This is a genomic window from Mycobacteroides franklinii, from assembly GCF_001853795.1.
Classification (GTDB): Bacteria; Actinomycetota; Actinomycetes; order Mycobacteriales; family Mycobacteriaceae; genus Mycobacterium; species Mycobacterium franklinii.
The window spans coordinates 1,852,705-1,873,930 of record NZ_MLIK01000019.1; the positions used below are offsets into that span (position 1 = coordinate 1,852,705).

General features: G+C 66.4%; 23 protein-coding genes. 19 read left to right on the top strand and 4 right to left on the bottom strand.

All coding sequences use genetic code 11. The features are described from left to right. Positions 1–7: 7 nt before the first annotated feature. Positions 8–1,045 carry an LLM class F420-dependent oxidoreductase gene (locus tag BKG76_RS16625; protein WP_070938580.1) on the bottom strand — a complete coding sequence of 346 codons (1,038 nt, stop codon included), beginning with the start codon at positions 1,043–1,045 and terminating at the stop codon, positions 8–10. A gap of 104 nt (positions 1,046–1,149) precedes the next feature. Between BKG76_RS16625 and BKG76_RS16630 the strand changes: the two genes are divergently transcribed. Genes BKG76_RS16630 through BKG76_RS16640 form a run of 3 tightly spaced genes read left to right on the top strand, consistent with a single transcriptional unit; the run spans position 1,150 to position 3,309 of the window. Then, on the top strand, positions 1,150–1,455 hold the full coding sequence (locus BKG76_RS16630) for a WXG100 family type VII secretion target (RefSeq protein ID WP_070938581.1): 306 nt from the start codon (positions 1,150–1,152) through the stop codon (positions 1,453–1,455). Beyond that, positions 1,448–3,082 carry a hypothetical protein gene (locus BKG76_RS16635; RefSeq protein WP_070938582.1) on the top strand — a complete coding sequence of 545 codons (1,635 nt, stop codon included), beginning with the start codon at positions 1,448–1,450 and terminating at the stop codon, positions 3,080–3,082. Before BKG76_RS16630 ends, BKG76_RS16635 begins: the two co-directional genes overlap by 8 nt. Further along, entirely contained in the window at positions 3,079–3,309 is a 231-nt protein-coding gene (locus tag BKG76_RS16640) for a hypothetical protein (protein ID WP_070938583.1), read from the top strand. The genes BKG76_RS16635 and BKG76_RS16640 overlap by 4 nt, the downstream gene beginning before the upstream one ends. A 1-nt stretch (position 3,310) precedes the next feature. Here BKG76_RS16640 and BKG76_RS16645 read toward each other — a convergent pair whose 3' ends face one another. Beyond that, complete coding sequence (locus tag BKG76_RS16645) at positions 3,311–4,177, bottom strand: dienelactone hydrolase family protein (RefSeq protein WP_070939299.1); 867 nt, start codon at positions 4,175–4,177, stop codon at positions 3,311–3,313. A 99-nt stretch (positions 4,178–4,276) separates the two neighbouring features. On the opposite strand from BKG76_RS16645, the gene glmS reads away from it, so the two are divergent. The 13 genes from glmS (at position 4,277) to BKG76_RS16710 (ending at position 17,072) form a co-directional block, all read left to right on the top strand. Next, complete coding sequence (glmS, locus tag BKG76_RS16650) at positions 4,277–6,142, top strand: glutamine--fructose-6-phosphate transaminase (isomerizing) (protein ID WP_070938584.1); 1,866 nt, start codon at positions 4,277–4,279, stop codon at positions 6,140–6,142. Between the two features lie 78 nt (positions 6,143–6,220). Then, on the top strand, positions 6,221–7,654 hold the full coding sequence (locus tag BKG76_RS16655; protein WP_070938585.1) for an NAD(P)H-hydrate dehydratase: 1,434 nt from the start codon (positions 6,221–6,223) through the stop codon (positions 7,652–7,654). Between the two features lie 10 nt (positions 7,655–7,664). Continuing rightward, a complete protein-coding gene (locus tag BKG76_RS16660) occupies positions 7,665–9,083 on the top strand; it encodes a glutamate decarboxylase (RefSeq protein WP_070938586.1) in 1,419 nt (472 codons plus the stop codon). Positions 9,084–9,098: 15 nt separating this feature from the next. Then, positions 9,099–10,292, top strand: a complete 1,194-nt coding sequence (gene alr / locus BKG76_RS16665) for an alanine racemase (protein ID WP_070938587.1) — start codon at positions 9,099–9,101, stop codon at positions 10,290–10,292. Then, the gene (locus BKG76_RS16670) at positions 10,282–11,373 is read left to right on the top strand and encodes an alpha/beta fold hydrolase (RefSeq protein WP_070938588.1); all 1,092 of its coding nucleotides are present in this window, start codon (positions 10,282–10,284) and stop codon (positions 11,371–11,373) included. Before alr ends, BKG76_RS16670 begins: the two co-directional genes overlap by 11 nt. Beyond that, on the top strand, positions 11,370–11,837 hold the full coding sequence (gene tsaE, locus BKG76_RS16675) for a tRNA (adenosine(37)-N6)-threonylcarbamoyltransferase complex ATPase subunit type 1 TsaE (RefSeq protein ID WP_070938589.1): 468 nt from the start codon (positions 11,370–11,372) through the stop codon (positions 11,835–11,837). The genes BKG76_RS16670 and tsaE overlap by 4 nt, the downstream gene beginning before the upstream one ends. Then, positions 11,834–12,457, top strand: a complete 624-nt coding sequence (tsaB, locus tag BKG76_RS16680) for a tRNA (adenosine(37)-N6)-threonylcarbamoyltransferase complex dimerization subunit type 1 TsaB (protein ID WP_070938590.1) — start codon at positions 11,834–11,836, stop codon at positions 12,455–12,457. Before tsaE ends, tsaB begins: the two co-directional genes overlap by 4 nt. Then, positions 12,454–12,921 (top strand): ribosomal protein S18-alanine N-acetyltransferase, encoded by a 468-nt coding sequence (gene rimI, locus BKG76_RS16685; RefSeq protein WP_070938591.1) that lies wholly within the window; start codon positions 12,454–12,456, stop codon positions 12,919–12,921. The genes tsaB and rimI overlap by 4 nt, the downstream gene beginning before the upstream one ends. 12 nt (positions 12,922–12,933) lie before the next feature. Further along, on the top strand, positions 12,934–13,959 hold the full coding sequence (tsaD, locus tag BKG76_RS16690; RefSeq protein WP_070938592.1) for a tRNA (adenosine(37)-N6)-threonylcarbamoyltransferase complex transferase subunit TsaD: 1,026 nt from the start codon (positions 12,934–12,936) through the stop codon (positions 13,957–13,959). Next, entirely contained in the window at positions 13,956–14,411 is a 456-nt protein-coding gene (locus tag BKG76_RS16695) for a nuclear transport factor 2 family protein (protein ID WP_070938593.1), read from the top strand. The genes tsaD and BKG76_RS16695 overlap by 4 nt, the downstream gene beginning before the upstream one ends. A gap of 183 nt (positions 14,412–14,594) precedes the next feature. Beyond that, positions 14,595–14,894 (top strand): co-chaperone GroES, encoded by a 300-nt coding sequence (gene groES / locus BKG76_RS16700; RefSeq protein ID WP_005056050.1) that lies wholly within the window; start codon positions 14,595–14,597, stop codon positions 14,892–14,894. A gap of 106 nt (positions 14,895–15,000) precedes the next feature. Beyond that, entirely contained in the window at positions 15,001–16,620 is a 1,620-nt protein-coding gene (gene groL, locus BKG76_RS16705; RefSeq protein WP_070938594.1) for a chaperonin GroEL, read from the top strand. A 122-nt stretch (positions 16,621–16,742) separates the two neighbouring features. Next, positions 16,743–17,072 (top strand): DUF4333 domain-containing protein, encoded by a 330-nt coding sequence (locus BKG76_RS16710; protein WP_070938595.1) that lies wholly within the window; start codon positions 16,743–16,745, stop codon positions 17,070–17,072. Positions 17,073–17,138: 66 nt separating this feature from the next. Here the strand turns inward: BKG76_RS16710 and BKG76_RS16715 are convergent, their stop codons facing one another. Beyond that, complete coding sequence (locus BKG76_RS16715; protein ID WP_005056056.1) at positions 17,139–17,429, bottom strand: WhiB family transcriptional regulator; 291 nt, start codon at positions 17,427–17,429, stop codon at positions 17,139–17,141. A gap of 361 nt (positions 17,430–17,790) precedes the next feature. On the opposite strand from BKG76_RS16715, the gene BKG76_RS16720 reads away from it, so the two are divergent. From BKG76_RS16720 to BKG76_RS16730, 3 genes are all read left to right on the top strand, one after another. Continuing rightward, positions 17,791–18,618, top strand: a complete 828-nt coding sequence (locus BKG76_RS16720; RefSeq protein ID WP_070938596.1) for a hypothetical protein — start codon at positions 17,791–17,793, stop codon at positions 18,616–18,618. 89 nt (positions 18,619–18,707) lie between these two features. Beyond that, positions 18,708–19,286, top strand: coding sequence for a sigma-70 family RNA polymerase sigma factor (locus BKG76_RS16725; RefSeq protein WP_070938597.1), 579 nt, complete (start codon positions 18,708–18,710; stop codon positions 19,284–19,286). Next, positions 19,279–20,664 carry an anti-sigma-D factor RsdA gene (locus BKG76_RS16730; RefSeq protein ID WP_070939300.1) on the top strand — a complete coding sequence of 462 codons (1,386 nt, stop codon included), beginning with the start codon at positions 19,279–19,281 and terminating at the stop codon, positions 20,662–20,664. Before BKG76_RS16725 ends, BKG76_RS16730 begins: the two co-directional genes overlap by 8 nt. 16 nt (positions 20,665–20,680) lie before the next feature. On the opposite strand, the gene BKG76_RS16735 is transcribed toward BKG76_RS16730, so the two are convergent. Then, positions 20,681–21,085 carry a DUF5319 domain-containing protein gene (locus BKG76_RS16735; protein ID WP_005056069.1) on the bottom strand — a complete coding sequence of 135 codons (405 nt, stop codon included), beginning with the start codon at positions 21,083–21,085 and terminating at the stop codon, positions 20,681–20,683. Between the last annotated feature and the right edge of the window lie 141 nt (positions 21,086–21,226).

Sequence of the window (21,226 nt, forward strand, 5' to 3'; positions counted from 1 at the left end):
GCGCGAATCAGAGCAGCTCGCGCAGCGCCTCGACATGCTTGATCCGCCCTGCTGCGTCGGCCGCGAGCGGGGCCACGTTGAGAGTTGTCACGCCAGCCTCCTTGAAGGCGGCAACCCGTTCGGCGACAAAGCTCTTCGGCCCGATGAGTGAAATGTTCTTCACCAGCTCGTCGGGCACCGCGTCGGTGGCCTCGGCCTTCTTGCCGGCCAGGTAGAGCTCCTGGATGGTGTCGGCTTCCTTGCCGAATCCGTAGGCGGTCGCGAGATTGTGATAGAAGTTCTTGCCCTTGGCGCCCATGCCGCCGATGTACAGCGCGAGGCTCGGCTTCACGAATCCGTACAGCGCCTCCACGTCGTCGCCGATCGCGAGCGCGGGCCCGGCGTATACCTCGAGCTCACCCAGGGATGAGTCGCGCTTGGCCTTGCCCTCGGCCAGGGCCGCGCCCCACACGTCATTGGCCTTCTCGGGCAGGAAGAAGATGGGCTGCCAGCCCTCGGCGATCTCGGCGGTGAGCGCCACGTTCTTGGGACCGAGCGCGGCGATGAGCACCGGGATGCGGTCGCGCACCGGGTGGTTGATGAGCTTGAGCGCCTTGCCGAGGCCGGTGCCCTGCTCGGGGGGAAGCGGCACCGTGAAGTACTTGCCCTCGAACTCGAGGCGCTCGCGGCGCCACACCTTGCGGCAGATCTCGACGGTCTCGCGCGTGCGGCCGAGCGGGGCGTCGTACTTCACGCCGTGGAATCCCTCGATCACCTGGGGCCCCGAGGCGCCAATACCGAGAACGAACCGGCCGTTGGAGACGTAGTCCAGACCGGCGGCCGTCATGGCCAGCAGGGTGGGGGTGCGGGTGTACAGCTGGAAGATGCCCGACGCGAGCTTTACGGTGGATGTCTTGGCAGCGAGATATCCGAGCTGACTCGCGGCGTCGTACGAGTAAGCCTCGGCGACGAATGCGATATCCAGGCCGACTTTCTCCAGTTCAGCGAGTTCGTCGACCACTTCGGTGAATCCGCCGGCGTAGCTCAGCGTGGTTCCAATGCGCATGCGGCGACCCTACCCGACCAAGCGGTTGAACGGGAAGATGCTGTGAGCCACAGATCGGTGAAAAAAGATGGAACCGGAATCGGTAGGTACCCGTCGTAGTCAGTATGGGAAAAACCAGGATCGACGTCGCTGGTGTCCAGGGGGTCGCCGGAGAGTTCGACAACATAGCCGGTGAGCTGCAAAAAGCAATTGAGCAGCTGCGCGGTTTGTCCTTCGGTGGGGCATCGGCCGGGCGGTGGCACACCGCCAAGGGAGACGACGTCAGGAGTGGACTGCGTGAAGTGGTGACCCATCTTGAGGACTGGCATCGCACCAACACCGCGATCGCCGAACAGCTTCGTGCGACCGCGCAACGGTATGCCGAGCAAGAGGCCAAGACCGCGGAGAAGGTGACTCGCGTCTATGGCTAACAAGTGGGATATCGAGGCGCTGCGCGGCGAGGGGCTGGCGGCAATTGCGAACTCGCAGAACTACGTCACCGCCGCGATCCGGGGCAACGGCAAGTCTCCTGTCACGATCACGAACCCTGATCTGACTGCCAACGAGCGCCAGCTGTTCGATTGGTACGACATGGATGCCGGCATGGATTTGAACAAGCTCGGTGCGGATCTTGAGCTGTTCAAGAGCGCGGCAGCCACCATGAAGGCCGCCGCCGAACGTCAGCACGGACAGCTGCAGCAGCTCGTCGGCTTGTGGGAAGGCAAGGGCTCTGAGGCCGCGAATGACTTTCTGAAGACCCACAATTCGACTGCCGATTCGGTGACCGACGAATTCGGGAAGGTGTCCACGGGTCTGGACGGGCTGCGGAACGCCTTGTGGAACATCGTCGATCTGAAGAAGCAGGCCTCGACCATGGTCGACGGGCTGGTGACCGATCGCGCGCATTTCGACAGCGCCGTCGCGACCTACAAGACCGGCACGGGCGATAAGTCGAAAGCCGATGAGACCAATGCGACCATGATCGGTCCGCACGTCAAGAACAACGTCGAGGGCCAGTTGCTGCCCGCCCTCAAGAACGCGTGGCGGGCCGGAGGCGGAGCCTACGACACTCTGATCAATGGGCTGAAGTCGAAGCTGCCTCCCGGATTCAAGTTGCCGCCTGGTGTGTTTGGCCCGGAGGCGGACTCCGCCGACGATTCGACTCCGCCCAAGGACAAGGACAAAGTCAAAAAACGCGTCACGAACGACCAGGGCGCCGGTGGCAGCTCCGATGGAGGTGGCGGAGCGGCCAGTGGCACCGCAAGTGGCGGCATGCAGGGCACGGCCACACCGGCGTCCGCGATGGGCAATCAGGGTGGCCAGATGTCCAACGCCGGGCAACAGCAGGGTGCCGGTCAGGGTCAGGGCCAGCAGGGCATGGACCCGAGTCAAATGATCAGCGGTGTCACCGGTGCTCTCACGGGTGCGCTGAGCTCCGTCGGCCAGGCGGCAAGCGGAATCGTCAGCGCGATCACCGAAGGCCTCTCCAACATCCCGTTCGACCAGATGGGGGGACACGACGGCAATCCCGGGGACAAACTCGACGGTACGGCCGACGAAGCCGCCGACAAGAAGGACGAGGGCAAGGACGGGCGCGCCGACAAGGCCGACAAGAAGGATCCGGACGCCAAGATGGCGGCGGCCAAGGATGCCGCCATTCACGAGGCGCGTGCCGATGCCGGGGGCACCTTCGCGACGGACGGCAAGCCGGCACCGGGAGTCCAGCTCGCGGGTGCCGGCGGACTAGAGGCCACACCGCCCAGCACCCCCGGTCAGACCACCCCGGGTGCGCCGTTTGGTGCCACACCGCCCGGCACGGTTCCGCCCGCCGCCGGTGGGATGCCAGCGGCGCAGTCCACGGGTTCCACGGCTCCGGTGGCCCCGCATCCCGTCCAGACTCAGCAGCCGGCGCCGGCTCAGCATGCCGAGCAGCAGCCGTCCCCCTTGCCGTCGGTCGGACCCAACACTCCGTCGGCACAACCCCAGGCCGCCAAGGCTGACGCGGGGGAGACGCCCTGCGAGATCGCCGCGGACGAATTGCCCAAGGCCGGACGATGATCGACATCACCGAGGCGCTGGCGGGCATCGTCGCGGACTTCGAGAGCACGCTTGATCAGTTGCGTGACGAGGCCGACGCGGCGCACGGGGAGTCGGTGCCCGAGGAACAAGTCGCCGCGACGACGGTGAAGGCCGCCAACGAATTTCGCATGCCCACGCAGATCTACTTGACCGAATCCGATTTCGACGAGGACGACGTCTACCGCTGGCAGCAGTGGCGGCGCTGAGTTATCTCAGCAGCGATTGCATACGGTCGAGGTCGCTGATCTCCAGCTCGGCCGCCGCGGGCAGCGAGGTGTTCGGCAGCTCCGCGGCGGTGTCCGCGAAATCTCGGTAGCGTTTGTCGCCCGCCAGCTGGAACAGCAGGTAGCCGGTCAGCAGGGCGCGGGTATTGCGTTGGGTGGCGCGGTGAGAACCGCCGAGGCCGACGAATCGGCGGACCCAGCTGTGTTCGGGTAGGCCACCGGATTTCGCCTTCGCGATACAGCGCAGCTCGCCGCCCGGCCAGGCGTGCGCGAGAGCCACGGCATTGGATCGCAACGACTGCGCGTCCTCGGTGCTCGTCACCACGAGCCCGGGGACGGTCAAGCCGGCCGCGCTGTTCTCCACCGGCGGCTGCGTCCCGCTGGGAAACAGGGTCACCACGGCCTTGGCGCCCACCGGCCGATTTTTCTTGTCCACCAGGGCCGGGGTCCGGGTCGCCGCGAAGACCGCTGCGGAGGCACCCAGGCCGTGACCGGCGAGTGCCAGCTTGGTGGGATGCACGCTGATCTTGCCGTCGCCGAGGCGCACCCGAGTCACGATCTCGAGTGTTGTGGCCAAGTCGGCAGCCAGATTCAGGTGTGACGGGATCAACCCCTTCTCGGTGTCCGGGGCGGCGGCGACGATTCCCCAGGACGCGAGGTGTTCGAGGGTCCCTCGATACTTGTCTGTACCGGTCAGCCAGTCGTGGCCAAACGCCACCGCAGGCAGATTGAAGCCCGAATCCGGTGTGTAGACGACGCCGGTCACCCCCGCGAAGGCCAGGTCGCCGCGCAGAACCTTGTGCGGACCACGGCGGGTCAGGGCTTTGAATAGGGTGCGGGTGCTAGCCATGGGATGAGCCGCTTGCGCGAAGACCGACAACCATTGCATGACCGTAGCTGATCGCCGGCGTTGCGGACCGCAGCGGGAACTGAACTACCCTGGTGGGCTATGTGCGGAATCGTCGGGTACGTCGGCCACCGGGACGCTCTTGGTGTCGTCCTTGAGGCGCTTCGGCGGCTCGAGTACCGCGGCTACGACTCCGCGGGGGTTGCGCTGGCCGACGGCAGCGGCGGGCTGCTGGTGCAGCGGAAGGCCGGCCGACTGGCGAACCTGGAGTCCGCGATCGCCGAATCCGGCGAATCCTTCGCCGCGACCACCGGGATGGGGCACACCCGCTGGGCCACCCACGGTGCCCCTACCGACCGCAACGCCCACCCGCATCGTGATGCCACCGGCAAGGTCGCGGTGGTCCACAACGGGATCATCGAGAACTTCCCGGCGCTGCGGGCCGAGTTGGAGGCCGCCGGCGTCGAGTTCGCCAGCGACACCGATTCGGAGGTGGCCGTGCACCTGGTGTCGCGCCAGTACGAATCCGGGGACACCGCGGGTGACTTCGTGGCCTCGGTGCAGGCCGTGGTGCGACGGTTGGAGGGGCACTTCACTCTGGTCTTCTCCCACGCCGACGACCCGGGCACGATCGTGGCCGCCCGCCGGTCCACCCCGCTGGTTGTCGGCATCGGCGACGGTGAGATGTTCCTCGGATCCGATGTCGCCGCGTTCATCGAATACACCCGGGATGCTGTCGAATTGGGGCAGGACCAGGTTGTCGTCATCACCGCGGACGGTTACCGCATCACCGACTTCGACGGCAATGACGACACCGACAACGCGCGGGTGTTCAAGATCGATTGGGATCTGTCGGCCGCCGAAAAGGGCGGTTACGAGTACTTCATGCTCAAGGAGATCGCCGAGCAGCCCGCCGCGGTGTCCGACACCTTGTTGGGCCACTTCGACCTTGGCCGAATAGTGCTCGACGAGCAGCGACTCTCCGATCAGGAGCTGCGCGATATCGACAAGGTGTTCGTGGTGGCCTGCGGCACGGCCTTCCACTCTGGGCTGCTGGCCAAGTACGCCATCGAGCACTGGACGCGGCTGCCCGTGGAAATCGAACTCGCCAGCGAGTTCCGTTACCGTGATCCGGTTTTGGATCGCAGCACGCTGGTGGTGGCCATCTCGCAGTCCGGTGAGACGGCGGACACCCTGGAAGCGGTGCGGCACGCCAAGGAACAGAAGGCCAAGGTGCTGGCCGTCTGCAACACCAACGGTTCGCAGATTCCCCGTGAGTGCGATGCGGTGCTGTACACCCGCGCCGGGCCGGAGATCGGTGTGGCCGCCACAAAGACCTTCCTGGCGCAGGTGACGGCCAATTACCTTGTGGGCCTTGCGTTGGCGCAGGCCCGCGGGACCAAGTACCCGGACGAGGTGGCCCGTGAGTTCCACGAGCTGGAGGCCATGCCGGAGCTGATCCAGCGCGTGATCTCCACGATGGATCCGGTCGCCGATCTTGCCCGGCAGTACGCGCAGTCCTCCAGCATCCTGTTCTTGGGGCGCCACGTCGGATACCCGGTGGCGCTCGAAGGTGCGCTCAAGCTCAAGGAACTGGCGTACATGCACGCCGAAGGTTTCGCCGCCGGCGAGCTCAAGCACGGGCCGATCGCGTTGATCGAAGAGGGATTGCCGGTCATCGTGGTGATGCCGTCACCCAAGGGCATGGGGTTGCTGCACTCGAAGCTGCTGAGCAATATCCGTGAGATTCAGGCTCGCGGAGCGCGGACGATCGTCATCGCCGAAGAGGGCGATGAGACGATCCGCCCCTTCGCGGACCATCTCATCGAGATTCCCGCCGTATCGACGCTGTACCAACCGCTGCTGTCCACGATTCCGATGCAGGTTTTCGCCGCGGCGGTCGCGCAGGCTCGCGGGTATGACGTGGATAAGCCGCGGAACCTGGCCAAATCGGTCACCGTCGAATAGCTCTGGATCCGAACGACACGGTGCGCGCAAAAGCCGCAGGAACAGCGTGCATTACGCGTTCTCGGCGAAGATAGCGTGATGAGGCACTACTACAGCGCCCAACAGATCAGAGACGCCGAAGCCCCCGTGCTGGCTGCCCTGCCGGACGGGGCGCTGATGCGGCGCGCGGCATATGGACTGGCCACGGTCATCGCGGGCGAGCTGTCGCGGCGTGCGGGTGTGGTGGCCGGGCGCCGCGTATGCGCCATCGTGGGTTCTGGGGACAATGGGGGAGACGCCTTGTGGGCGTTGACGTTCCTGCGTCGGCGTGGCGTGTCGGTCAGCGCCGTGCTGCTGAACCCCGATCGGGCCCACCGTGACGGTCTGACGGCGTTTCGTAAGGTCGGCGGCCGGGTGGTGTCCGCAGTGCCCTCTGACACCGACCTCGTCGTCGACGGCGTGGTAGGCATCTCCGGTACCGGCCCGCTGCGGCCCGGTGCCGCCGAGATCGCCGATGCGGTCACCGCCGCGGGCATACCGGTGATCGCGGTGGACATTCCCAGCGGCGTCGACGTGCACACCGGGGTGGTGGACGGCCCGGCCTTTCGCGCCGCGGTCACGGTGACGTTCGGTGGGTACAAACCCGTTCACGCTCTTGGTGATTGCGGTGACGTCCGGCTTATCGACATCGGGTTGGAGCTGCCCGCGTCGACCCTGCGGGAACTGGATGCCCACGATGTGGCGGCCGCGTGGCCGATCCCCGGACCGGCCGACGACAAATACACGCAGGGCGTCACGGGCGTGCTGGCCGGATCGAGCACCTACCCGGGAGCGGCCGTGCTGTGTTCCGGTGCTGCCGTCGCCGCGACATCCGGGATGGTTCGTTACGCGGGAACGGCTGCCGCCGAGGTGGTTTCGCACTGGCCGGAAACGATCGCCACGCAGACGGAAGAGGCTGCCGGCCGGGTGCAGGCCTGGGTAATCGGTCCGGGGTACGGAACCGCCGAGCGTCAGACGCGAACCCTGCGCCGGGTGCTGTCGGGTGGCCTGCCCGTCCTCGTCGACGCCGATGCCCTGACGATCCTGGCCGAGCATCACGATCTGACCGAGCTGGTGGCATCGCGCGCCGCGGCCACCGTCCTGACCCCGCACGCCGGTGAGTTCGCCCGGTTGGCCGGCGCACCTCCCGGTCCCGATCGGGTGGGTGCGGCGCGGTCACTGGCCGCACGGCTCAGGGCCACGGTCCTTCTCAAGGGGAACGTCACCGTCATCGCCCAGCCGGATGGGACGGCGTATCTGAATCGGGCCCATGGTTCGTGGGCCGCGACCGCGGGCTCGGGTGACGTGCTTGCCGGGGTGATCGGGACGCTGCTGGCGGCGGGAATTCCGGCGCACAAGGCCGCCGCGATGGGGGCTTACGTGCACGCGCGCGCGGCTGCTGCCGCCGCGGCAGACCCGGGTCCGGGTAAAGCTCCCATTTCGGCTTCCCGTCTTCTTGGACATCTACGGTGGGCAATCGCCGAAATAGGGTGAGAATCGGCTTATGTCGAATACCCGCGATCAGTTCCGCCTCTCGGCTCATGCCGGCAAGATCAACGCCTCTTTGTTCAGCCCCGCCTATACCGGCCGATTGTCCACGGCACCCATCCCGGCACTGCGGCTGCCCGATGAGCCGATGGACCCGCAGGCCGCGTACCGGTTCATTCACGACGAGCTGATGCTCGACGGCAGCTCCCGGCTGAACCTGGCGACCTTCGTCACGACGTGGATGGATCCCGAGGCCGAGAAGCTGATGGCCGAGACGTTCGACAAGAACATGATCGACAAGGACGAGTACCCGGCGACCGCCGCCATCGAGTCGCGATGCGTGGCCATGGTGGCCGACCTGTTTCACGCCGAAGATCTGTCCACCGAGGACCCGTCGTCGGCGGTGGGGGTGTCGACCATTGGATCCAGTGAGGCGGTGATGCTCGCCGGGCTGGCCCTCAAGTGGCGTTGGCGCGCCAAGGTGGGTGACGACGGGAAGGGGCGCACGCCCAATATGGTGATGGGTTCCAACGTGCAGGTGGTGTGGGAGAAGTTCTGCCGGTACTTCGATGTCGAGCCGCGGTATCTGCCGATGGCCAAGGACCGGTACGTGATCACGCCCGAGCAAGTGCTTGATGCGGTGGACGAGAACACCATCGGTGTCGTCGGCATCCTGGGCACCACCTTCACCGGTGAGCTGGAGCCGATCGCCGAGATCTGCGCCGCACTGGACAACCTCGCCGCCACGCCCGGCAAGCCCGATGTGCCGGTGCATGTCGATGCCGCCAGTGGCGGTTTCGTGGTGCCGTTCCTGCACCCCGAAGTGCACTGGGACTTCCGGCTGCCGCGGGTGGTGTCGATCAACGTCAGCGGGCACAAGTACGGCCTGACCTATCCCGGAATCGGCTTCGTGGTGTGGCGCAGCAAGGAACACCTGCCGGAAGAGCTGGTGTTCCGGGTCAACTACCTGGGCGGTGACATGCCGACGTTCACCCTCAACTTCTCCCGGCCGGGCAATCAGGTGGTGGGGCAGTACTACAACTTCCTGCGACTGGGCCGGGCCGGATATGCCCAGGTGATGCGCTCCCTGTCCGAGACCGCGCGCTGGTTCGGTGATGAGCTGGGCAAGAGCGAGCATTTCGAGGTGATCACCGACGGCTCGGCGATCCCGGTGGTGTCGTTCCGGCTGAAGGGCAATCACCCGTACACCGAGTTCGATATCTCGCATTCGTTGCGTGCCTTCGGCTGGCAGGTTCCGGCGTACACCATGCCCGACGACGTCACCGATACCGCGGTGCTGCGGGTGGTCGTGCGCGAGGGCTTCTCGGGCGACCTGGCCAGGGCGCTGCGCGATGACCTCATCACCGTGCTCAAGGGTCTGGACGAGCTGAAACCCAATGGGCACTTCGACGAGGTGCAGCCGTTCGCCCATTAGCGAGCGGATGGGACAATGGAGCCGGTGACCACGACTTCGACGACTACGGGCGGCCTCCCGCCGAACACAGGCGAGACGACCGCACAGGCGGTCATCGACCTGGGTGCCGTCGCGCACAATGTGCGGTTGCTGCGTGAGTACGCGGGCCCGGCCCGGCTCATGGCAGTGGTCAAGGCCGACGGCTACGGGCACGGCGCGGTGCGGGTGGCGCGTACCGCGCTGGCTGCTGGGGCCGACGAGCTTGGGGTCACCACCGTCACCGAGGCGCTGCAGATTCGTGCCGCCGGTATCGACGCGCCACTGCTCGCCTGGTTGCACGCACCGGGAGCCGACTACGCCGCCGCGCTGAACGCGGATGTCGAGGTCGCGATTTCATCGCTCGATCAGCTCGGTGAGCTGCTCACGGCGGCGCGGTCCACCGGGCGACAGGCGATCACGTGCATCAAGGTGGACACCGGGCTCAACCGCAACGGAGTGCCGGCCGAGTACACCCGCGATCTCTTCGAGGCGTTGGCCAAGGCGCAGGCCGAGGAGTCAATCCGGGTGCGCGGCATCATGTCTCACTTCGCGTATGCCGATCAGCCCGGCAACTCCACCATCGACATGCAGATCGGCCGGTTCAACGACGCGCTCGAGGTGGCGCGCAGCTTTGGGTTGCGTTACGAGCTGGCGCATCTGTCGAATTCGGCGGCCACGTTGACCCGTCCCGATACGCGGTACGACATGGTGCGTCCGGGTATCGCGGTCTATGGGATCAACCCGATGCCCGGGGCCGTGGAGACCGAGCTGATCCCGGCGATGTCGCTGACGTGTGCGGTGTCCTCGGTCAAGCCGGTGCGGGCCGGTGAGGGGGTCTCTTACGGGCACGTGTGGACCGCCCCACGCGACACCAACGCGGCGCTCATCGGGCTCGGCTATGCCGATGGCGTGGTCCGCGGACTGGGCAACCGTTTCGAGGTGGCCATCGGCGGGCGCCGATACCCGAACATCGGGCGGGTGTGCATGGACCAGTTCGTGGTCGATCTGGGTGACAACGGGGCCGGAGTGCAAGCCGGCGATGTCGCAACGCTTTTCGGGCCGGGTGCGGCGGGTGAGCCGACAGCGCAGGAATGGGCGGAGCTGCTCGACACCATCGCCTACGAAGTGGTCACCGGCCCACGGGGCCGGGTGGTGCGGACGTACCGGGATTCCAGGACCGTTGAGCAATAAGTCGAACGCCTGGCTGGCCGGTGTCGCGGGGATCGGTGCCGTGGTCACTGTGGCCGGTGTCGGCACCGCACGCTCCATCGGTCGACGCAGCTTCGATGACCCCTATCGCGGTGAGGATTTCGATCTGCTGGAGACCGATCGCGGCAGCATCGTGATGACCGATGACGGTATCCCGCTTGCGGTTCGCGAGGTGGGACCATCAAACGCGCCACTGACCGTTGTGTTCGTGCACGGTTTTTGTCTGCAGATGGCGTCCTTTCATTTCCAGCGCCGCGAGCTGGCGAGCCGCTGGGGCGACAATGTCCGGATGGTCTTCTACGACCAACGCGGACATGGGCGTTCGGGCCTACCCGCCCCGGCGTCGTGCACCATCCGACAACTCGGCGACGACCTCGAGTCGGTGCTGCGCGTGCTGGTGCCGCGGGGCAACGCGGTCCTGGTAGGGCACTCGATGGGCGGCATGACCATCCTGGCGCACGCCGGGCGCCACCCCGAGCAGTATGGCCGCAGGATCGTCGGGGTCGGCCTGATCGCCAGTGCCGCCGAAGGTCTTTCACACACCGCGATCGGCGCGGGATTGCGCAATCCGGCGCTGCGCGTGCTGCGCACGGCCGTGCATTACGCGCCGCGGCCGGCTCACCACGGGCGCGGCGCCGTCAAATCACTCGTGGGCCCGGTCTTGCAGGCCGCGTCGTATGGGGGCCAGCGGGTGAGTCCCACGCTGGTGAGGTTCAGCGAGCGGATGATTCACCAGACGCCCGTCACCACCATCGTGGATTTCCTGCGCGCGCTGGAGGAGCACGACGAGACAGCGGCGCTGCCGACCATCGCGCCACTGCCCAGCCTGGTGATATGCGGCGACACCGACATGCTCACCCCGTACGCCCAATCAGAATCCATGGCAGCGCAATTGGGTCCCAGCGGCCATAATGAGCTGATCCTGGTGCGCGAATCGGGGCACCTCGTGCAGCTGGAACATCCGGGAATCGTCAACGACGGTATTGACCGGCTTGTCAGGCGTTCGACACCAACACTTTTCGCCGCCATCAAGCAGCGTCTGCGCGATCGGACCGGCCGTTGATCGACGAATCGGGAAGCGTCGCCTTGCCGACACTGCAGGACACGCTGGAGTTCGGCGCACGCATCGGCCGCGTCCTCGTCGCGGGTGACGTCGTCGTACTCAGCGGGCCGCTGGGGGCGGGAAAGACCGCACTGACCAAGGGGATTGCGCAGGGCATGGACGTCGATGGTCCGGTCACCTCGCCGTCATATGTGCTGGCGCGGGTCCACGAGGCGCGGCAGCCGGGGGCGCCGACGTTGGTGCATGTGGACGTCTACCGGCTGCTGGAACACCAAAGTGCGGACCTGCTGGGCGAACTGGACTCATTGGACCTCGACACGGAGCTGGACGACTCGGTGGTCGTCGTCGAATGGGGAGAAGGCCTGGCCGAACGGCTCTCGGCACACCACCTGGACATCCGGCTGGAACGCGCCGTCGACTCCGATGAGCGCACCGCAACCTGGCATTGGAGCCGTGAACCGTGAGCGTGATACTTGCCCTGGACACCGCCACCCCCGCCATCACGGCGGGGCTGGTGAGGCGCGCACCCGATGGATCGGTGCAGCCGCTGTCCGAACGAATCACCATGGGCGCCAGGGGCCATGCCGAGGCTCTCACGCCGAACATCGCAGCGGCATGTGCCGATGCAGGCGTCGGGGTCGGCGAGCTCGGCGGGATCGTGGTGGGTTGTGGTCCGGGCCCGTTCACCGGACTGCGCGTCGGCATGGCGACCGCGGCAGCCATGGGCCTGGCGCTGGACATCCCGGTGTACCCGGTGTGCACCCTCGATGCCATCGGCTACGGCACCACCGGCGGCGTACTGGTCGTCACCGACGCCCGCCGACGTGAGGTGTATTGGGCCGGATATCGCGATGGTGCGCGCATCAGCGGCCCAGCCGTCGATGCGCCGGCAGACGTATCGGTCCAGGGTTACGCCCAGGTAGCCGGATCACCGGATCACACAACGCTTTTCGATCTTCCGGTGCTGGACCGTCAGTACCCGTCGCCGTCCCGGCTGGTCCAGGTGGCCGACTGGGATGGGCCCCCGGGTGCCCTGACTCCGCTGTATCTGCGTCGCCCCGACGCCAAAGAACCCGGCCGATGACCATCGAGCTCGGCCCGCTGCGCCGCCGCGATGCCCGTCGGTGCGCCGAACTCGAGGCGATCCTGTTTCAGGGCGATGATCCGTGGCCGGAGTCGGCCTTCCGCTCCGAGCTCGCCGCGACGCACGTCTTCTATCTCGCGGCCAGGGACGGACGCACGCTGGTGGGGTACGGCGGCATCTCCCGCTTGGGACATCAGGAGCCGGAGTACGAGATCCACACCATCGGGGTGGATCTCGCCTACCAGAAACAGGGCTTGGGACGGCGTCTGTTGGATGCGTTGCTCGCGCACGCCGACCAGGATCCGGGCCCGGTGTTCCTGGAGGTCCGCACCGACAACGAGGCCGCGATCGCGCTGTATCACGGCACCGGGTTTGAGACCGTCGGCCTGCGCAAGCGGTATTACCCGGGCAGCGGAGCCGATGCCTTCACCATGAAACGCCCTGCACACGGCACAGTGAAATAGGCTGACGCTGCTATGACAGTCATCCTCGCCATCGAAAGCTCCTGCGACGAAACCGGAGTGGGTATCGCCGAGCTGACCCCCGACGGGTCGGTGGTGCTGTTGGCCGACGAGGTCGCCTCCAGCGTCGACGAGCACGCACGTTTCGGCGGGGTAGTGCCCGAGATCGCCTCGCGCGCACATCTGGAAGCGCTCGGTGTCACCGTGCGGCGTGCGCTGGACATCGCGGGGGTGCAGAAGCCCGATGTGGTCGCCGCGACCATCGGGCCGGGCCTGGCGGGTGCGCTGCTTGTCGGGGTCTCCGCCGCCAAGGGTCTCGCGCTGGCCTGGGGTGTGCCGTTCTACGGGGTGAACCATCTCGGCGGGCACATCGCCGCCGACGTCTACGAAAACGGGCCACTGCCCGAATGCGTGGCCCTGTTGGTTTCGGGCGGACACACCAGTCTGCTGCACGTGCGGTCGCTGGCCGAGCCCATCGAGGAGCTCGGCGCCACGGTCGACGACGCCGCCGGTGAGGCCTACGACAAGGTGGCGCGGCTACTCGGGCTGGGTTATCCGGGTGGCAGGGTCCTCGACGAGCTTGCACAACACGGTGATTCGTCGGCGGTTCTGTTCCCGCGGGGCATGACGGGGCCGCGCGACGACAGGCACAGCTTCAGCTTCTCGGGGCTCAAGACCGCGGTGGCCCGATATGTCGAAAAATATCCGGACTTCTCTCCCGCAGATGTGGCCGCGGGCTTCCAGGAGTCGGTGGCCGACGTGCTGACCATGAAGGCGGTGCGCGCGGCCACCGAGCTGGGGGTGTCGACCCTGCTGATCGCCGGTGGTGTGGCCGCCAACTCGCGGGTGCGTGCATTGGCCGAGCAGCGGTGCGCCGAGGCCGGCGTGACACTGCGGGTGCCCCCACCGCGGTTGTGCACCGACAACGGCGCGATGATCGCCTCCTTCGCGGCGCACCTGGTGGCCGCGGGCGCGCAGCCGTCCTCGTTGCAGGCCGCGGCGGACCCTGGGCTACCCGTGGTGAAGGGTCAGGTTCGGTGAGCATCGCCGACCGGCTCGCGATCACCGATCTGCTGTACCGATACGCCGAGCTGATGGACGCGGGCGATTTCGGCGGGGTTGGCGAGCTCCTTGGTCGCGGTTCGTTCGGCGGGGAACAGGGGAGTGTGTCCGGTGCCTCGGCGATCACCAAGCTCTTCGTCACCACCACCCGCCGTTATCGGGAGACCGGTGGCATGCCGCGCACCCGGCACTTGGTGCTCAACCCGATCGTCGACGTCGGCGGCGACGGCACGGCCTCGGCCCGATCGACGTTTTGCGTGGTGCAGGCCACCGAACAGCTGCCACTGCAGGCGATTGTCGTGGGCCGATACCGCGACACCTTCGGCCGCGACGAGCACGGGTGGTATTTCAGCTCGCGGCGGGTAGATGTCGAGATGGTCGGTGATGTGTCGGCCCATCTGCTCATGGATCCGGGTGCCTTGAGCGGTTAGGTCACGGCCCACTCTTGAGCGCTGGCACTCTCATGTATAGAGTGCTAGATGGCGATCGGTTGACGTCGTGTCGGCACCCGCGACGACGACGCGACACTCATCCGGCCGCCGAAACATCTATTGACAATCCAGGCTCATGGGCACCAGGCCCACCGAGCCACCCTGAGAGGGAAAGGGATCACTGTGGCCGTGAACATCAAGCCACTCGAGGACAAGATCCTCGTGCAGGCCAATGAGGCCGAGACCACGACCGCTTCCGGTCTGGTTATCCCGGACACTGCCAAGGAGAAGCCGCAAGAAGGCACCGTCGTCGCAGTTGGCCCCGGCCGCTGGGATGAGGATGGCGAGAAGCGGATCCCCCTGGACGTGTCCGAGGGCGACGTCGTCATCTACAGCAAGTACGGCGGCACCGAGATCAAGTACAACGGCGAGGAGTACTTGATCCTGTCGGCTCGCGACGTGCTGGCTGTCGTTAGCAAGTAACACCCTGTGACCGCCCCGGAAACCACCTGTATCACAGGCGTTTCCGGGGCGGCACGCGTTTTGCCCAAACCTGTCCAGTGCTGAATCAGCCGACTAGAGAGAACACATGAGCAAGCTGATCGAATTCAACGAGACCGCGCGCCGCGCCCTGGAAGCCGGGGTCAACAAGCTGGCCGACGCGGTCAAGATCACGCTCGGTCCACGCGGACGGAACGTGGTGCTGGCCAAGGCATTCGGCGGGCCCACCGTGACCAACGACGGCGTCACCATTGCCCGCGATATCGACTTGGAAGATCCGTTCGAGAACCTGGGCGCCCAGCTGCTCAAGTCGGTGGCCACCAAGACCAATGACGTTGCCGGTGACGGCACCACCACGGCCACGGTGTTGGCGCAGGCACTGGTCAAGGCCGGTCTGCGCAATGTGGCCGCGGGTGCCAACCCGATCGAGCTCGGCACCGGTATCGCCCGCGCCGCCGACGCCGTGTCCGAGCGGCTGCTGACAGTGGCCGCGCCGGTGTCCGGCGAGCACGCCATCGCGCAGGTGGCCACCGTGTCCTCGCGCGATCCCGAGATCGGCGAGTTGGTCGGCCAGGCCATGACCAAGGTCGGCGGCGACGGTGTCGTCAGCGTCGAGGAGTCCTCGACCATCAACACCGAGCTCGTCATCACCGACGGTGTGCAGTTCGACAAGGGCTACCTGTCGCAGTACTTCGTGACCGACTTCGACGAGCAGAAGGCGATCCTGGAAGACGCGCTGGTGCTGTTGCACCGCGACAAGATCAGCTCGCTGCCGGACCTGCTGCCGCTGCTGGAGCTGGTGGCCAAGGAGGGCAAGCCGCTGCTGATCGTGGCCGAGGACGTGGAGGGCGAGCCGCTGTCCACCCTGGTCGTCAACGCGATCCGCAAGACCCTCAAGGCCGTCGCGGTCAAGGCGCCGTTCTTCGGTGACCGCCGCAAGGCGTTCCTGGAGGACCTGGCGATCGTGACCGGCGCTCAGGTGGTCAATCCCGATGTGGGCCTGTCGCTGCGTGAGGTCGGCATCGAGGTGCTGGGCACCGCCCGCCGCATCGTGGTGAGCAAGGACGAGACGGTCATCGTCGACGGTGGCGGTTCCGAGGAGGCCATCAAGGCGCGTGTCGCGCAGCTGAAGGCGGAGATCGAAACCACCGACTCGGACTGGGATCGCGAGAAGCTGCAGGAGCGTCTGGCCAAGCTGGCCGGCGGTGTTGCGGTGATCAAGGTGGGTGCTGCCACCGACACCGCCCTCAAGGAGCGCAAGCACCGCGTCGAGGACGCCGTGGCGGCGGCCAAGGCTGCCGTGGAAGAGGGCATCGTAGCCGGCGGCGGTAGCGCCCTGGTGCAGGCTCGTTCGGCGCTGGACGGATTGCGTGTCGAGCTCAAGGGCGATGAGGCCAAGGGTGTCGACGTGTTCGAAGCCGCGCTGTCCGCGCCGTTGTTCTGGATTGCCACCAACGCCGGACTGGATGGAGCCGTCGTGGTGAGCAAGGTGGCCGAGCTGGATGCCGGGCACGGCTTCAACGCGGCGACGCTGGAGTACGGCGACCTGATCGCCGACGGCGTCATCGATCCGGTGAAGGTGACCCGCTCGGCCGTCATCAACGCGGCGTCTGCGGCGCGGATGATCCTGACGACCGAAACCAGCATCGTGGAGAAGCCGGCCGTGGAGGCCGACCACGGTCACGGTCACCACGGTCACGCCCACTAGATAGCAATGCAGACGCCCTCGGCCCACGGGTCGGGGGCGTCTTGCGTTTTGTGGCAACGGGGCCCGTACAAGACTGTGTGGGGGGCCTAAAACGGGGGTTTACTAAGCAGATGGCTCGTCACATGTCGCGGCTGACGGCGTTGGTTCTGGCCGGGCTGCTGCTCTCGGGGTGCGAGGCGCACTTCAGCGTGGGGTCGTCTTCCCCTGAGCTCACCAAGGCCAAGTTGGAGGCCGGGCTCAAGGACGCGATCAAGGAGAAGGCCGGTGTCACTGTCGGCAGCGTCAGCTGCGACGGGGCGTTGAAGGGTGAGAAGGGTGCCACTCAGCGGTGTGCGGTCGTCGACGGCGAGGGCAAGACGATCGGGGTCACCGTCAGGACCACCGATGTGCAGGGATCGCAGATTTTCTTCAACTGGAAGGTCGATGACCAGCCGGCGGGCCCCGTTACCTAAAGGCCCCCGCAAACGTCGGGCCCCCGCCACCATCTGGGTGCGGGGGCCCGACGTCTGCTCAGCGTATTACGCGGTGCGGCGTACTCCGCGGCGCAGAATCAGTTCACGTTCGGACTCCGAGAGCCCGCCCCAGATTCCATACGGCTCGGCGACGGCCAGCGCGTGTGCGCGGCACTGCACCAGCACCGGGCACGCCCGGCACATCTCCTTGGCCTTCATCTCCCGCTGTGCGCGGGCACGGCCGCGTTCACCGTCGGGATGGAAGAAGACCGACGAATCGACTCCTCGGCAAACGCCCTTCATCTGCCAATCCCAAATATCTGCGTTGGGCCCAGGCAACTGCTGTGGCTGCGGCATGTGGTTAACCCTCTCGCTGCGCGCGCAGTCGACCTGCGCGTGAGTGAAGTTGCACCAAACGTGTCGCCAATGACAAGCGGTGTACACAACGTAGGTGCGCGGTAGAAATCCAGTCAATAGGCGATGATCATGGCAACATCAGGGCATTAGGTCCAGAATTAACATCACGTTCATCGTCTTTGCTCATGACTGGTACGTAGCGGTCGCTCACCTGCGTGGTCAGCGGGTTTTGGCCGTGGGTTTTCCGTTTCCTTAATGCTGTGTTGGTGAAGTGTTCACAGGTCCGGTTGACATCGATTTAACATCCGCAGCATCAACTGTTAACGCCATATTTGACGGAATTGGTACGGTGGCCGCTCCCATGGTGACTTCCCTTACCTCCGAAACAGCCGTGCTCAGCAATGCCGCCTTCGGTCCGAGTCCAGCTACGTGGCCGCTGCCGCGCGCTTCAACACCTGAGGATGCCTGGTTTCGTGCCGTCGCGCTGGGTGGAGCGGGGCGCTATGCGGCGGCGCACGCCGAATTGAGCGGCATCGTGACATCGCGCCCCGGCAGACTTGCCTCGCTGGCGCTGAGTACACGCGCCTCACTCGTGCGTCAGCTCGGCTGGCATACGCACGCGCGCGGGCTGGATGGGCGCGCACTGACGCTGGCCGGCACTGACGCCGAGGCGCGGTCCGATGCGCTCGTGGGGTTGGCGGCGGATGCGCTGGGACTGGGGCGATTTCCGCTTGCTCACGCGTTACTGGAACGGGCCGAGCCGCTATCCGCGCGCGGTGACGTTCGGTGGCCATGGCGCCTACCCCTGCGGTTGGCCTGGGTGCACGCCGAGCTGGCAATGGTGTCCGGCGACGGGGAGCGATCGCTGCGGTACGCCCGCACGGCCGAGCAGCTCGCGCGTGACGTGCCTTCGGTAAGACACCAGGTCAAGACGGCGATGGTGCTGGCCGCGGCGCTCAGCAGCGTCGGCGATATGAATGAATCGGCGGTTGTCGCCGCGCGCGGGCTGCAGGCCGCGACACTGAATGAGCTGGTGCCGCTGCGTTGGGCGCTGGCTGCCATGTTGTCCGGTCTGCCGTCGTCCGACGGGGCGGGACAACCTCGTGAAGACCTCGTTGCTGTTCGCCGCGAATGTGCCGCGTGGATAGCCCGCGCGGGTGGGCGTTGGCGCCTCGAGGTGGTGGACTAAATGCGCTGCCCCCTGATGTCCAACGCTATTGTCCTAGGTGACAGCACCACCACGGTGCACCACACGTAACGCTGGGGAATGCGCAGTCGATGACAAGTACGGAGAGCGGGCTCGACGACGTCGTTGCTGCTGCCGTCAAAGGCGATCGCGACGCGCTCTCTGAGGTACTTAGTGCCATCCGGCCCGTCGTGGTGCGATATTGCCGCGCTCGAGTTGGAACGGCGGAAAGAAGTGGTCTCTCCGCAGACGACGTAGCGCAGGAGGTGTGTCTCGCGGTGATCGCAGCGCTGCCTCGCTACCAAGATCAGGGACGCCCGTTCCTGGCCTTCGTGTACGGCATCGCTGCACACAAGGTAGCCGATGCGCACCGCGCGATGGCCCGCGACAAGTCCGACCCCGCCGAGACCCTGCCGGAGCAGTTCGACCGCCATGCGGGCCCCGAGCAGGAGGCGCTGAACTCCGAATCCTCGCGGCGCATGCAAGCGCTGCTGGAGGTGCTGCCCGAGAAGCAACGCGAAATCCTCATCTTGCGTGTGGTTGTCGGCCTGTCGGCGGAGGAGACCGCCGACGCGGTCGGCAGCAGTGCGGGTGCGGTCCGGGTGGCGCAGCATCGGGCACTGCAGAAACTCAAGGCAGAGATGACTCGGGCGGGTGATCACCGTGGCTGATGGACGCGGATGGTTCCCCGGCCCGCAAGGCTGGCAAGAGAACGAGGGGCCTGAAGACCTGGCGGCGCTGCGGCGCACCAACCGGATGATCGACGCCATCGCGGCGGATCTGCCGGTGGCCACGTCCGATTCCGACGAGTACGCCGTGGCGATGATGTTGGCGGCCTGGCGCGAGGATGTCGGGCGCGATCCGATGCCGGCGAAACCTACACTCGGGCAGGCGCGTAACGCACTGCGCGACCGTGGTGGCCGTTCACGGCTGCTGGCCACGACGGTGGGGTCGGCCGCGGCTGTGACACTGCTGTTCGGCGGATTCGGTGCGGCCGTGTACCAGTCGCATCCCGGTGACGCCTTGTATGGGCTGCGCACCTCGTTGTTCGGCACGGGCCCGACGGTGCGCACGGACCCGGTGGTGCTCTCGGCGCAAACCGAACTCGCGCAGGTGGAAAAGCTTATCTCCCAAGGAGATTGGGAAGGGGCGCAGCAGCAGCTCGGGGTTGCCGCCGCGCGCGTCAACGAGGTGGGCGACGCCCAGCAGAAAGCCGAGCTGGCCAGCCGGGTGCAGCAGGCCGAAGTCAGGATCGACGCCAAGAACCCGCAGGCGACCGTGCCGCCGGAGATGGTGACCGAGACGCCGCGCATCATGTTGTCGCCGCCGGCGATCGCACCCATCACGAGCACGACCAGTTCCACGACCTCGACGACGCCGGTAACCACCACGTCCGAGACAACGTCATCGACCACGACGTCGGAGACATCGTCCACGTCCACGTCGACGACGGAGACAAGCGGTTCGACATCGACGAGCGCCTCCAGCTCTACGTCGACGAGTTCCACGTCCACATCCGTCCCGACGTCCACGTCGACCACCGTGTCGGCCACCACGACGCCGCCGAGCTCCACGTCGGCGATCACGTCGACCCCGTCCACCTCGACGTCGTCCAGCGTGACGCTCACGACGACGGCACCCTCCGTGCCCACCACGACCGTCTCTGCCCCCGGAGTGATCGCGAGCACTACGGCGCCGTCGACTGCGTCCATCGTGACCGTCCCGACGACTCCGGAAGGGGTGACCATCGTCACCACTCGGCCCGGAGTTGTTGACACTCCAGTGATCACCGCGCCGACGACGATCGAAGCTCCGACGCCGATTACCCGTACTCCCGACAACCCGGTGCCGAACTATCAGGCACCCGTCAACACCCCGGGTTCGGGGAACATCCACGGGTATCCGGGCAGCGGCGGGAACGCGGGTTCGGGCGCCGACGGCCCGTCACGGCACATGCCGGTGATGACGTCAGCTCCGGTGGCTCCGGCCAATCCGGGAGGCGGGTCGGCGAATCAGGGAAGTGGATCGGGCTCGCACGTCGGCGGGTAGGCCGAAAAGCGAAAGATCAGCGGAATCCGTCGCGGTCCGTGGCGGCCTCGTTGAGTGAGGCATCGGCGTATCCGCGGCAATAATCCCAGGTCACATATGCTTCCGGCTCGGGATCGAAAGCCGGTTCGTGCGGGCGGACGGTACCGTCGACCAGCAGCTGCAGCAGATTCGCGCGGAGCATGTCCCAGTCGTGATAGTGATCCTGCTGGCATTCGTCACAGCAAACCACCAGGCCGCGGATTCCCTTATGGGCCAGCAATGCCTCGTAGACCGCGAGGTCCGCAAGATCCTCTTCGACCGCGATCCGCTCCTGCGGGTCGAGCGGCTGACCAGGCTCGATCGCGTCGAGCGCGGCCGACGGATCGTGGGGGTCGTCGGCGAACGGGTCCGGTGGCAATCCCGGCGGAAAGTGGTCGCGCACACTCTTAGAGTACGCAGTTCGCCGGTTCGTGCGCCAGCTCACGTGGGGTATGTCCGAGCACATATCCTTGGATATCGGAGCCGGAGCGAGCCGATAGGATGGATGCACTCCTTCCCATATCACCCCTGGGATGTATACGAC